The sequence below is a fragment of the Streptomyces qaidamensis genome, assembly GCF_001611795.1.
GTDB classification, from domain to species: Bacteria; Actinomycetota; Actinomycetes; order Streptomycetales; family Streptomycetaceae; genus Streptomyces; species Streptomyces qaidamensis.
On record NZ_CP015098.1, the window covers coordinates 3,191,725 to 3,204,607 of the forward strand.

At 73.1% G+C, this 12,883-nt stretch carries 7 protein-coding genes and 3 pseudogenes; 4 read left to right on the plus strand and 6 right to left on the minus strand.

Annotated features, from left to right (window positions below; genetic code table 11):
* Positions 1-200: 200 nt before the first annotated feature.
* Complete coding sequence (gene pepN, locus A4E84_RS13950; protein WP_062926885.1) at positions 201-2,780, plus strand: aminopeptidase N; 2,580 nt, start codon at positions 201-203, stop codon at positions 2,778-2,780.
* 573 nt (positions 2,781-3,353) lie between these two features.
* On the opposite strand, the gene A4E84_RS13955 is transcribed toward pepN, so the two are convergent.
* Complete coding sequence (locus tag A4E84_RS13955) at positions 3,354-4,289, minus strand: EamA family transporter (protein WP_062926886.1); 936 nt, start codon at positions 4,287-4,289, stop codon at positions 3,354-3,356.
* 106 nt (positions 4,290-4,395) lie between these two features.
* On the opposite strand from A4E84_RS13955, the gene A4E84_RS13960 reads away from it, so the two are divergent.
* Positions 4,396-4,908, plus strand: coding sequence for a MarR family winged helix-turn-helix transcriptional regulator (locus A4E84_RS13960; protein WP_062926887.1), 513 nt, complete (start codon positions 4,396-4,398; stop codon positions 4,906-4,908).
* A 56-nt stretch (positions 4,909-4,964) separates the two neighbouring features.
* Here A4E84_RS13960 and A4E84_RS13965 read toward each other — a convergent pair whose 3' ends face one another.
* The 3 genes from A4E84_RS13965 to A4E84_RS13975 all read right to left on the minus strand — a co-directional run bounded on the left by A4E84_RS13965 (position 4,965) and on the right by A4E84_RS13975 (position 7,690).
* Positions 4,965-5,252 carry a hypothetical protein gene (locus A4E84_RS13965; RefSeq protein WP_062926888.1) on the minus strand — a complete coding sequence of 96 codons (288 nt, stop codon included), beginning with the start codon at positions 5,250-5,252 and terminating at the stop codon, positions 4,965-4,967.
* Between the two features lie 74 nt (positions 5,253-5,326).
* Positions 5,327-7,432: a 4-alpha-glucanotransferase gene (gene malQ, locus A4E84_RS13970; RefSeq protein ID WP_062926889.1), complete on the minus strand. Its 2,106-nt coding sequence runs from the start codon at positions 7,430-7,432 to the stop codon at positions 5,327-5,329.
* Positions 7,433-7,690 carry a hypothetical protein gene (locus tag A4E84_RS13975; RefSeq protein WP_062926890.1) on the minus strand — a complete coding sequence of 86 codons (258 nt, stop codon included), beginning with the start codon at positions 7,688-7,690 and terminating at the stop codon, positions 7,433-7,435. It lies immediately after the preceding gene.
* 225 nt (positions 7,691-7,915) lie between these two features.
* Here A4E84_RS13975 and A4E84_RS13980 point away from each other — a divergent pair, with 225 nt between their 5' ends.
* Positions 7,916-10,768, plus strand: a complete 2,853-nt coding sequence (locus A4E84_RS13980) for a beta-N-acetylglucosaminidase domain-containing protein (RefSeq protein WP_062926891.1) — start codon at positions 7,916-7,918, stop codon at positions 10,766-10,768.
* Positions 10,769-10,947: 179 nt separating this feature from the next.
* Positions 10,948-11,028: pseudogene (locus A4E84_RS44455) on the plus strand (DNA-binding protein); the annotation flags it as partial.
* Between the two features lie 14 nt (positions 11,029-11,042).
* Here the strand turns inward: A4E84_RS44455 and A4E84_RS13985 are convergent.
* A pseudogene (locus A4E84_RS13985) lies at positions 11,043-11,952 on the minus strand (MerR family transcriptional regulator).
* Positions 11,953-12,131: 179 nt separating this feature from the next.
* A pseudogene (locus tag A4E84_RS44460) lies at positions 12,132-12,356 on the minus strand (IS5 family transposase); the annotation flags it as partial.
* Positions 12,357-12,883: the final 527 nt, after the last annotated feature.

Below are 12,883 nucleotides of genomic sequence, written 5' to 3' on the forward strand. Positions count from 1 at the left end.
AATGCGGACGTCGCGCTCCCGCGCTCAGCACGGCCGGCGGGCAGGCCGGGCACCGCTCCCCGGGAGCGCTGGACACCGGTGCACCGTCGCCCTCGAAGGTCCCCGCCGAGGGGTATCCCTAGGAGACGCCCGGGTCGTCGCCTGACGCCGATCCGCCGTGGAAAGATGGCGCAACCCACCCATAACGAGGAGATGACCGCGTGCCTGGCACAAACCTGACCCGCGAAGAGGCGCAGCAGCGGGCGCAGCTGCTCGCCGTTGAGTCGTACGGGATCGAGCTTGATCTCTCCGGCGCGCAGGAGGGCGGCACCTACCGGTCCGTGACCACGGTGCGCTTCGACGTGACGGCCGAGAACGGCGCGGAGTCGTTCATCGACCTGGTGGCGCCGGCCGTGCACGAGGTGACCCTGAACGGGGACTCCCTCGACCCGGCCGAGGTCTTCGCGGACTCGCGGATCGCCCTGCCCGGTCTGCTCCAGGGCCGCAACATCCTCCGGGTCGTCGCCGACTGCGCCTACACCAACACGGGTGAGGGCCTGCACCGGTTCGTCGACCCGGTCGACGAACAGGCGTACCTCTACACCCAGTTCGAGGTGCCGGACGCCCGCCGGGTGTTCGCGAGCTTCGAGCAGCCGGACCTCAAGGCGACCTTCCAGTTCACCGTGCGGGCGCCCGAGGGCTGGACGGTCATCTCCAACTCGCCGACGCCCGAACCGCAGGACAACGTCTGGGAGTTCGAGCCGACGCCGCGCATCTCGACGTACATCACGGCGCTGATCGTCGGCCCGTACCACTCGGTGCACAGCGTGTACGAGAAGGACGGCCAGTCCGTCCCGCTCGGCATCTACTGCCGTCCCTCGCTCGCCGAGTACCTCGACTCGGACGCGATCTTCGAGGTGACCCGGCAGGGCTTCGAGTGGTTCCAGGAGAAGTTCGACTACGCGTACCCGTTCAAGAAGTACGACCAGCTGTTCGTGCCGGAGTTCAACGCGGGCGCGATGGAGAACGCGGGCGCGGTGACCATTCGCGACCAGTACGTGTTCCGCTCGAAGGTGACGGACGCGGCGTACGAGACGCGGGCGGAGACCATCCTGCACGAGCTGGCCCACATGTGGTTCGGCGACCTCGTGACGATGGAGTGGTGGAACGACCTGTGGCTGAACGAGTCGTTCGCCACGTACACCTCGATCGCCTGCCAGGCGGCGCACCCGGAGTCGCGCTGGCCGCACTCCTGGACCACGTTCGCCAACTCCATGAAGACGTGGGCGTACCGGCAGGACCAGCTGCCGTCGACGCACCCGATCATGGCCGAGATCAACGACCTGGACGACGTGCTCGTCAACTTCGACGGCATCACGTACGCGAAGGGGGCTTCCGTACTGAAGCAGCTCGTCGCGTACGTCGGCGAGGACGAGTTCTTCAGTGGCGTACAGGCGTACTTCAAGGCGCACGCGTTCGGCAACACGCGTCTGTCCGATCTGCTGGGCGCCCTGGAGACGACGTCCGGCCGTGATCTGAAGGCCTGGTCGAAGGCGTGGCTGGAGACGGCGGGCATCAACGTCCTGCGTCCCGAGATCGAGACGGACGGGAACGGCGTCGTCACCTCCTTCTCGATCCGCCAGGAGGCCCCGGCCCTGCCCGCGGGCGCCATGGGCGAGCCGACGCTGCGCCCGCACCGGATCGCCGTCGGCCTGTACGAGCTGGACGACGACAGTGGCAAGCTGGTCCGCGACGAGCGCATCGAGCTGGACGTGGACGGTGAGCTGACCGCCGTACCGCAGCTGGTGGGCAGGCGCCGCCCGGCCGTGATCCTGCTCAACGACGACGACCTGTCGTACGCGAAGGTCCGCCTGGACGAGCAGTCCCTGGCCTTCGTCACGGAGCACCTGGGCGACTTCGAGTCGTCCCTGCCGCGCGCCCTGTGCTGGGCGTCGGCCTGGGACATGACGCGTGACGCGCAGCTCGCGGCCCGCGACTACCTGTCCCTGGTGCTGTCCGGCATCGGCAAGGAGTCGGACATCGGCGTGGTGCAGTCGCTCCAGCGCCAGGTGAAGCTGGCGATCGACCTGTACGCCGACCCGGCCGCCCGCGAGGCGCTGCTGGCCCGCTGGACCGACGCGACGCTGGCGCACCTGCGGGCGGCGGCACCGGGCAGCGACCACCAGCTGGCGTGGGCGCGCGCGTTCGCGGCGACGGCCCGCACGCCCGAGCAGCTGGACGTGCTGGACGCGCTGCTGGACGGCTCGCAGACCATCGAGGGCCTGGTCGTCGACACGGAGCTGCGGTGGGCGTTCGTGCAGCGGCTCGCGGCGGTCGGCCGGTTCGACGAGGCGGAGATCGCGGGCGAGTACGACCGTGACCGCACGGCCGCCGGTGAGCGGCACGCGGCCACGGCCCGGGCGGCCCGTCCCACCGAGGAGGCCAAGGCGGAGGCGTGGGCGTCGGTCGTGGACTCCGACAAGCTGCCGAACGCCGTGCAGGAGGCGGTCATCGGGGGCTTCGTCCAGACCGACCAGCGCGAGGTGCTCGCCCCGTACGCGGACCGGTACTTCGAGGTCGTCAAGGACATCTGGGAGTCCCGCTCCCACGAGATGGCCCAGCAGATCGCCGTCGGCCTCTACCCGGCTGTCCAGGTCTCCCAGGAGACCCTGGACAAGACGGACGCCTGGCTGGCCTCGGCCGAGCCGAACGCGGCCCTGCGCCGGCTGGTCTCGGAGTCCCGCGCGGGCGTCGAGCGTGCCCTGCGGGCGCAGCGGGCGGACGCGGCGGCGGGGGAGTAACCGGCCACGTACAAGCGGTTGGGGCGCCCGGCTCGTGCCGGGCGCCCCTTCGTCTGCCCTGGCCCCGCCCGACAACGGGTTCGGCCGGCCCCAGCCTCCCGGCCTACTGGTGGGCGGCCGAGCCGACCGGCACCGCCGCAGCGTTCCTCCCGGCTGGGCCGGGGATGCGCGAGCGCCGGGGTGAGGTCGGCCGGGGACCACCGCCGCCGCAACGCCCCGCACATCCACCCCAGCACCACGGACGCCCCTCCCCGCCGGGCCAGGCGTTCACGAAGGCCGGGCGCCGCCGACCCGAGAGCCGCTGCGACCCAAGACCCACCCCCACCGCCGCAACGCCCCGCCCCCCGCATCCACCCCAGCACCACGGACGCCCCTCCCCGCCGGGCCAGGCATTCACGAAGGCCGGGCGCCGCCGACCCGAGAGCCGCTGCGACCCAAGACCCACCCCCACCGCCGCAACGCCCCGCCCCGCACATCCACCCCAGCACCACGGACGCCCCCCCCCGCCGGGCCAGGCATTCACGAAGGCCGGGCGCCGCCCACCCGAGAGCCGCTGCGACCCAAGACCCACCCTCACCGCCGCAACGCCCCGCCCCGCACATCCACCCCAGCACCACGGACGCCCCTCCCCGCCGGGCCAGGCGTTCGCGACGGCCGGGTGACGAATTGCCCCGCCACCGTCGCCCCGAACGCCAGCCCCATGCCGACCAGTTGCACCGGTGTCAGCGCCTGCCCGAGCGCCGCCCAGCCGACGACGGCCGCGGTCAGCGGGGAGAGCGGGCCGAGGAAGGTGACCTGCGTGGCGGTCATGCGGCCGATGCCGCTGAACCACAGCCAGTAGGCGAGAGCCGTGTTCGCGACGGCGAGGTAGAGGTAGCCGCCGACCGCCGGGCCGTCCAGCGCCGGTGGCGCTCCTTCCACCAGGAAGGCGAGTGGCGTGATCAGCAGGCCTCCCGCGGTCAGCTGCCAGCCGGTGAGGGCCAGCGGCCCGACGCCCTCGGGGCGGCCCCAGCGCTGGGTGAGCACGGTGCCGGTCGACATCGACGCCGTGGAGGCGACGGCCGCCAGCAGACCGAGCGTGTCCAGCGACCCGGCCGCCTTCAGCACGACGAGGCTGACGCCGAACGCGGCCACGGCCCCGGTCAGCAGCGTGCGCGCCGACGGCCGCTGCCCGAGCAGCAGGACCGAGAGGCCGGCCACGAACAGCGGCCCGGCCGAGCCGACGACCGCCGCCAGTCCGCCGGGCAGCCGGTACGCGGAGAGGAACAGCAGCGGGAAGAAGGCGCCGATGTTCAGCGCGCCGAGCACCGCCGCCTTCCACCACCAGGCGCCGCGCGGCAGCACCCGGGCGAGGGCCAGCAGCAGCAGACCCGCGGGCAGGGCGCGCACCAGGGCGGTGAACAGGGGGCGGTCGGGCGGGAGGAACTGGGTGGTGACCGCGTAGGTCGTGCCCCAGGAGACGGGGGCGAGGGCGGTGAGGGTGATGAGGGCCGGTCGGGAGATGGCCATGGGAAGCACCCTTCGAAGTAGGTCGGCAGAAAGTAGCTTACCGCTAAGCAACTTTCAGTCAAGCTACTTTCTTGCGGGTCACCGAGAGGCAGCCGATACTCGGGGCATGAGCGAACGCCCGGAGCAGCGCAAGGACCCCGTCGACGCGATCATCGGCCAGTGGGCGACGGTCCGGCCCGACCTCGACACCGCCGCCATGGAGGTCTTCGGCCGGATCAACCGGCTGTCGCACGCGATCGGCGAGCGGGTGGGCCAGGCCTATGCGACGTTCGGGATCTCCCGCGGGGAGTTCGACGTCCTGGCGACCCTGCGCCGCTCCGGCGAGCCCTTCACGCTCTCGCCCCGGCAGCTCTCCGCGACGCTGATGCTCACCACCGGCGGCATGACGGGACGCCTGGACAAGCTGGAGCGGGCGGGCCTGCTGCGCCGCTCCCCCGACCCGCACGACCGGCGCGGGCTGCAGGTCACGCTCACCGACGAAGGCCTCGCACTGGTCGACGAGGCGGTCGGGGCGGGGCTGGCGGTGCAGACGGAGGCGCTGTCCGCCCTGGGCGCGGAGCGGGCCGGGCAGCTGGCCGGTCTGCTGCGGGACCTGCTGGCCGGGACGGACAGGGCCTGACATGACGAGGGCGCCGTCGCGGATGTCGCGACGGCGCCCTCGAAGAGGAACGCGGATCAGGCCTTGACTTCGCTCTTCGCCTCGGCCTTGGTGGCGATGTTGGAGCTGGTCGGGTCCTTCTTCTTGTGCGACTTGTCGCCGATCATCACCAGACCGTGGATGACCAGGTACAGCACGATCGGGGCCACGACGAAGAGGCCCAGCGTCTCGATGACGCTCAGGCCCGGGCCGGGGTCGTCACCGTCGTCGCGGGTGAGCGCGCTCGCGGGGGACGACATGAGCAGCATCATCAGCGTCGTACCGGCTGCCAGGGCGCCGGCGCGCAGGGCGTTCTTCTTGTCCACGGTGTCAAAATATCCAACGCCGACCGGGCCCGCGCGCCCGGGGTGCCGTAAGGGGTCCCGAAGAGGCCCACGCCTCATGGCCCACCGTCCCTGACCTCGTGCCCGTCGCCCCTGAGCACCTCCATCAGCGCGTGCAGCCGCGGCGAGGCCGCCAGGTCCTCCAGCGTCACCGGCCGTCCCTGCGCGTCCGCGATCGGCAGGCGCCAGTTCGGGTACTGGTCCCAGGTGCCGGGGAGGTTCTGCGGGCGGCGGTCGCCGACGCCGTCCGGGAGCCAGACGCCGACCATGCGGGCGGGGGTGCGCAGCAGGAAACGGTGGACGGCCTGGATCTCGGCCTCCTCCGACGACGCGTCGCCACCGCCGCCCGTGCCGTGCAGCAGGCCGAGCCGGGAGAGCAGGGACAGCCACTCCCCCGCGTCGGCGGCGGCCTCGGCGCGCTCCTCCTCCAGGGGTCTGGTCAGCAGGCCCAGGCTGTCGCGGAGTTCGACGTGCTCGCCGGTGAGACGGGCGGCCGTGGAGGGCAGGTCATGGGTGGTGGCCGTGGCCAGGCAGTCGGCGCGCCAGCCGTCGGGGGGCAGGGGGCGGCCGTCGCCCTCCCAGTCCCGTTCGAACCACAGCACCGACGTGCCGAGCACCCCGCGCTCGCGCAGCGCCTCACGGACGCCGGGCTCGACGGTGCCGAGGTCCTCGCCGATCACCGGCGCCCCGGCCCGGGAGGCCTCCAGGACGAGGACGGCGAGCATGGCCTCGGCGTCGTAGCGGACGTAGGTGCCCTCGGTGGGCGGGTGGCCCTGCGGGACCCACCAGAGGCGGAACAGGCCCATGACGTGGTCGATGCGCAGCGCTCCGGCGTAGCGGAACAGGGCGCGCAGCAGTTCGCGGAACGGGGCGTAGCCGGACTCGGCCAGCCGGTCGGGGCGCCAGGGCGGCAGGCCCCAGTCCTGGCCGCGGGCGTTGAAGGCGTCCGGCGGGGCGCCCACCGACATGCCGGCGGCGAAGTACTCCTGCTGTGCCCAGGCGTCGGCGCCGCCGGGGTGGACGCCGACCGCGAGGTCGTGCACGATCCCGACCGGCATCCCGGCCTCGCGCCCGGCGCGCTGCGCGGCGGTCAGCTGGGTGTCGGTGAGCCAGGCGAGCCGGGACCAGAAGTCGACCCGGTCCATGAGGCCGTTGCGGGCCCGGGCGGTCTCGGCCGACCGCGGGTCGCGCAGGCCGGTCGGCCAGCGGTGCCAGTCGGCGCCGTGCACCTCGGCGAGCGCGCACCAAGTGGCGTGGTCCTCCAGGGCCTGGCCCTGCCCGGCGAGGAAGTCGCAGTAGGCGGCGCGCCGGCCGGGGCCGAGCGGGACCTCGCCGAGCAGCTCCAGCGCTTCCCGCTTGAGCTCCCACACGGCGTCCCGGTCGATCAACGCGCTCTGGTGCAGCACCGTTTCGCGCAGCCGGCCGGACCTCTCCAGCAGGGCGCGCAGGCGTTCGGGGTCCTCGACGTACGCGGCCTCGGGAACGTCCTCGATGCGCAGGTGGACGGGGTCGGGGAAGCGGCGCGAGGAGGGGCGGTACGGCGAGGGGTCCGTGGGGGCGCCGGGCACGGCCGCGTGCAGCGGGTTGACCTGGACGAATCCGGCGCCGAGCGACCGTCCGGCCCAGCCGGCCAGTTCGGCGAGGTCACCGAGGTCGCCCATGCCCCAGGAGCGGCGGGACAGCAGCGAGTAGAGCTGGACGAGGAGTCCGTAGGAGCGTCCGGCGGGGGCGGGCAGGCGGGGCGGGGCGATGATCAGGTGGGCGGTGGCGGTGCGGCCGTCGGGGGTGGTGGCGGTCAGCCGGTGGACGCCGGGCGGGATGCCGTCCGCCGAGGTGCGGCTCTCGCCCTGCTCGGTGTCGATCCGCAGCCGGGTTCCCCCGGGGAGCGCCGCCAGGGCGGCCGGGGGGCTGCCGCTCCAGCCGACCACGGTCGGCGGCAGCAGCCGTTCGCCCAGCTCCCCCTCGCGGGCCGCGAGCGCGGCGCGGACGGCGCCGGGCGTGCTCGCGTCCACGCCGAGGGCGGCCAGGGTCAGGGTGACCGCGGTGGCCGAGGCCGCGACCGAGCGGTCCGGGGACGGGCTGTAGGAAGTGGCGACGCCGTGCAGGGCGGCGAGGCGGGACAGGTCCTCGGAGGGCGGGTCGGCCGGCCGGGGTGCGGTCATCTACATCCTCGTGAAGTCCGGGACGAAGGCCGGGGGCTCGCTGGTCAGGGGAGCGGCTTCGGCGAGCGGCGGCTCACTGGTGAGGGGCTCGGCGTCGGGCAGCGGGGGCTCGCTGGTCAGCGGCAGTTCGGTGTGGGTGCTCTCGGAGCTGAAGACGCAGTAGCGCGGGTCGTTGTGGTGGTGGTCGTCGAAGTCGGCGGACTGGTCCGCCACGGGTTTGGACTGGGCCGGGAGCGGAAGGAAAGTCATCGCAGCCACGGGGGCCTCCTTGTCGGGTACGGCTTTCAACGGGTCATCGCAGCCCTACCCAGTCGACGCGAAGGCAGACGCCCCGGGCCGAACATCGTGCTCCTGCTCACATTTCACTCCCCTCCACACACTCCAGATTCCGGCATTTCGCCCACAAAGGCCACTCTCGTTGACACCCTCACCAGGCGGGTGGTGGGCTCGTTCCACCGGCCGAACGCATCTGGAGGGGGCCCTGTGGGACTGCGGCGTGGGAAGCGGACCGCGGCCCTCGCGGTCGCCGTCGTGGCCGGGAGCCTCGTCGCCCCGCCCGTCGCGACGGCGGCTCCGCCCGGTCCCCGTGCGACCGCGAGGGCGGCCCCCGACACGGCCGGACCGGACCTCTCCGTCTGGCCGCGCCCGCAGTCGCTGCGCGCGAACGGCGCCCCGGTCGCCGTGCCGGACGAGGTCGCCCTGATCACCGGGACGCAGGCGGACCCCCACTCCGTCGAAGCCCTGCGCGAGCTGCTGCGCCAGGCCGGCGCCCGCCGGATCACGGACACGGCCGGTCCGGGCGCCCTGGTCGTACGTGCGCGGACGGAGCCCGTGCGCCCGGGCGACCGGCACGCCCTCCCCGCCGGGGGATACGAACTGTCCGTGGGCACGGACGGCGTCTCCCTCACCGGCACCGGCGAGGACGGCCTCTTCCACGCCGTGCAGACGCTCCGGCAGCTCCTGCGCCCCGACGGCACGATCGCGGCGGCCGTCGTCCGCGACTGGCCCGGCACCGCCGTACGCGGCATCACCGAGGGCTTCTACGGCACCGCGTGGTCGCACCGGCAGCGGCTGGCCCAGCTGGACTTCATGGGGCGCACCAAGCAGAACCGCTACCTGTACGCCCCCGGGGACGACCTCTACCGGCAGGCCCGCTGGCGTGAGCCGTACCCGGCGCGGCAGCGGGCCGGATTCCGGGAGCTGGCCGAGCGTGCGCGCCGCAACCACGTCTCGCTCGGCTGGGCGGTGGCCCCGGGCCAGGCGATGTGCTTCGCGTCGGACGACGACGTGCGGGCGCTGACGCGCAAGCTGGACGCGATGTGGGCGCTGGGTTTCCGGGCGTTCCAGCTCCAGTTCCAGGACGTCAGCTACAGCGAGTGGCACTGCGGGGCGGACGCAGACCGGTTCGGCTCCGGCCCCGAGGCGGCGGCGCGGGCCCAGGCCCGGGTGGCGAACGCGGTGGCCCGGCACCTGGCGGAACGGCACCCCGGCGCCGCGCGCCCGTCCCTGATGCCGACCGAGTACTACGAGGACGGCACGACCGACTACCGGCGGGCGCTGGCGAGCGAGCTGGCCGCGGGCGTCGAGGTGGCGTGGACGGGTGTCGGGGTGGTGCCCCGCACCATCACGGGCGGCGAACTGGCCGACGCCCGCAGGGCGTTCGGGCACCCGCTGGTCACCATGGACAACTACCCGGTCAACGATTACGACCCCGGCCGCATCTTCCTCGGCCCCTACCAGGGCCGTGAGCCGGCCGTCGCGACCGGTTCGGCCGCCCTGCTCGCCAACGCGATGCAGCAGCCGGAGGCGTCCCGCATCCCGCTGTTCACCGCCGCCGACTACGCCTGGAACCCGCGCGCGTACCGCCCCGGGGAGTCCTGGCGCGCCGCGATCGCCGACCTCGCCGGCGGGGACCGGCGCCGCGAGCAGGCCCTGGCCGCGCTCGCCGGCAACGACGCCTCGTCGGTCCTGGACGACGAGGAGTCGGCGTATCTGCGCCCGCTGACCGAGGCGTACTGGACGTCCCGCACGACGGGCGGCACGGACACCGGCGGTGACGCCGCGCGGCGGCTGCGCGAGGCCTTCACCGTGCTGCGCGAGCTGCCCCGGCGGCTGTCCGGCACCGGCCTCGGCTCCGAGGTGGGCCCCTGGTCCGAGCAGCTGGCGGACTACGGCGAGGCGGGCACGGCCGCGCTCGGCATGCTGGACGCCCAGCGCTCCGGGGACGCGGCGGCGGCCTGGACGGCGTACCGCAAGGTCGGCGCGCTGCGGGCCCGGCTGGAGTCGGCGCCGGTCGAGGTCGGCACGGACGTCCTGGACCCCTTCCTGCAGCGGGCCCAGAAGTCGTACGCGGCCTGGTCGGGCATCCACCACGAGCCGCCCCGCAACCCCGGTGACGGCCGCACCCTGCGCTTCCCCCGGCCCCGGGCGCTGACCGCCGTGACGGCCCTCACCGAGCCGGGCACCGAGGGCACGGTCGAGGTGCACGAACCGGGGCGTGGCTGGCGGGAGGCAGGCCGGCTGGACGGGTCCGGGGCGACCGAGGTGCGGCTCGGGACACGGGCCGACGCCCTGCGGATCACCGGCTCCGCCCTCTCCCGCGTCCACCACCTCATCCCCTGGTTCACCGACTCCCCCGCCGTCTCCCTCGGCCTGCCCCGGGACCGGGCGGACGTCGAGACCGGCCGGACCGAGCGGCTGACCGCCCGGCTCGGGTCGCTGCGCCCCGCCGACGCCCGCGGCCGGCTCACCGCCGAGGCACCCGAGGGCGTCCGGGTCCGGGTGCCGAAGGGCGAGCTGACCGTGCGGCGCGGCACGACGGTGGAGGTCCCGGTCGAGGTGACCGTGGAACGCGGCACCCCGATGCGGTCCTACGACGTCCGGCTCGGGTTCGCGGGGGCGGACCGCACCCTCACCGTCCGGGCCGTCCCGCCCACCGGCGGCCCCGACCTGGCCCGCACCGGCACCGCCCGCTCCTCGGGCGACGAGACGCCGGACTTCCCCGCGCGGGCGGCGAACGACGGCGACCCGGAGACCCGTTGGTCGTCCCCGGCCGACGACGGCGCCTGGTGGCAGGTCGAGCTGGCCCGTCCGGCGCGGCTGGGCCGGGTCGCGCTGCACTGGCAGGACGCCCACCCCTCGGCCTACCGCGTCCAGGTCTCCCCGGACGGCCGCCGCTGGCGCACCGCGGCCACGGTCCGGGACAGCCGGGGCGGCCGGGAGGACGTACGCATGGACGAGAAGGACGTGCGCTTCGTGCGCGTGCAGGGCGGCAAGCGGGCGACCCCGTACGGGTATTCGCTGTGGTCGGCGGAGGCGTACGCCGTCTCGGAGTGAGCCCGTTTCATCCTGAAGGTGCTGGTCGCAGGGCTGGTGTGAGTGCGGTGTCCGGTTCTCGTGCAGGCCGTGGGCGGTTGCCGGGCATCGTGATCGTCTGACAACGAGGCCAGATGGCTTCCGTGGTCCGGCCGGCGACGTGCGCGACGGATCGACCTGGCGGGCATCGGCCATACACCCGGGCCCGCTTCGACCACGCCGTCTCGCGCGTCAACATCGTCCCGCCCACCGAAGCCATCGCACGCCACGCGAGCCAGCTGCCAGAGGCCGTGTTTCAGGTAGCGGGTGGCTCTTGCGCGGAGAGTTCTTCGGCCAGTTCCATACAGCGCAGGCGGGCTGGGGAGAAGTCGTAGGGCATCTTGCCGGTGGCTTCGAACACGCTCATGGAGTCAGCCTCCCGCCTGCCAGAGCTGTGGTCGGCCTCGCCCTCGCCGTCATCGGCGGTGGCAGGGTGCAAGGTGTCCCAGGCGTCGAAGAGGTCATCGTCGTCCTTACCCAGGCCGGACTCCTCGATGACGGCCTGCAGGGCGCTTTCGAAGGTGTGCCGCGACGGCCACTTGAGCCACCCGTGGGTCATCGACGGCAACACTGTCATCGAGTGCCTCCTCGGCGTCATCGATGCGGTCGGAGTCCTCCCGCAGAGTGGGATGCGTGGCCAGGACGACGAAGCGGCCGGCCTGGACGGCCGCGCCCAGCGGGCCGAAGATCCGCTCGGTGACCAGCAGACGGTCCAGGTCCGCCTGACGCAGGGAGCCCTCGGGCAGGCTCTTGAGGCGTTCGGTGACGAAGTCGGAGAGCAGGCCCATCCGGCTGCCTTCGGTGCGCATCCGCTGCACGGCGGTCCGTTGCCGCCGCAATTCCGCCTCCTGCTCGGCGAGGGTTTCCTCCAACCGCTCCAGGATGCCCGCGATACCTTCTCCGCTGTCCGCACCGGCGGAAGCCGTGCCGGTGGCAAAGGCGTCACGGATGTCGTCCAGGGCGATCCCGGCATCGGCCATCCTGCGAATCCACAGCAGGCGGATCATGTCCTCGTACCCGTAGCGGCGGCGGTCATCGCCGCCCCGCTCAGGCTCGGGGAGCAGCCCGATCTCGTGGTAATGGCGAATCGCCCGCGGCGTGGTGCCGGCGAAGGCCGCCGCGTCACCGATCTTGACCTGGCGGGGTGGCATGAAGGACGAATGCATGAGCAGGGACCTTTCCTCGCGGCACCGGGACGTGAGTCCACCGGACCACATGCCGCTACGGAAGGTGCAACCCCGTACACACCGCCCCGCGCCAACGCCAGGAAACGCGCTCTTCCTCCGCAATGACCGCAGGCCCGTCCTTTCCTGCCGGCGCATCCGCACGACGGCAGACCGAGGGTTCACAGCCACTGATGAATCGCCGCGACCTGAACCGTCGCCTCGAACCGAACCGCAAGTTTGTCGAACCGGGTCGCCACGGCCCGGTGCTGCTTGAGACGGCTGATCCCGCATTCGACCGCATGCCGGGCCCTGTAGTCCTCGCGGTCGAAGACGGGCGGACGGCCGCCGCCACGACCCCGGCACCTGCGGTTGCGGACCTGATCGACCGGCTCAGGAATCCCTGCTCACACGCCAGATGAGTCTCCGTGGTGAACCCGCCTCGCGACCTGCCCAGTCCATGGTCTTCAGGTTCGGCGCTCGCTCCGCCCCGCGGTTCCTTCTGCTCAGCACCGCGCCGGCGGGCAACTACAGCACGCTTCATCAGCACGCGGGCAGCAACTCCCGTCCGATTCCGATAGAAATGTCGGCGGCGGTCAAAATGTCGGCCGGGCACGGAAAGTGATCCAGAACCGGGTTGCCGACCGCGGCCGGCAACTCGCTGGAGGAACTTCGACGCAACCGTCGCGCCACGGGTCACGGATCGATTCCGATGCCGGTCGAAAGCCCAGCGGGTGGTGTGAGGGACCTTGACGGCTGGACACCAGGAGTGTTCGCTGTTGCGCCTACAGATGGCAATCTCTCATTGCGCAACACTTGCCCACCCCTGCGCCATCGCAGCCCAAGGCCGTCCAGGTCAGCGGAAGCCACTGAGACCGCAGAGCGCGCACCACAGCGTCCGGCCAACCGTGCCCAAGCCCGACGACACGAGGAA

Excerpts from the sequence above, each read along its gene's own strand:
- malQ (WP_062926889.1), bottom strand. The coding sequence starts at position 7,432 with ATGACCGCACCCCGGCCGGCCGACCCGCCCTCCGAGGACCTGTCCCGC.
- A4E84_RS13955 (WP_062926886.1), bottom strand. The coding sequence starts at position 4,289 with ATGGCCATCTCCCGACCGGCCCTCATCACCCTCACCGCCCTCGCCCCC.
- A4E84_RS13960 (WP_062926887.1), top strand. The coding sequence starts at position 4,396 with ATGAGCGAACGCCCGGAGCAGCGCAAGGACCCCGTCGACGCGATCATC.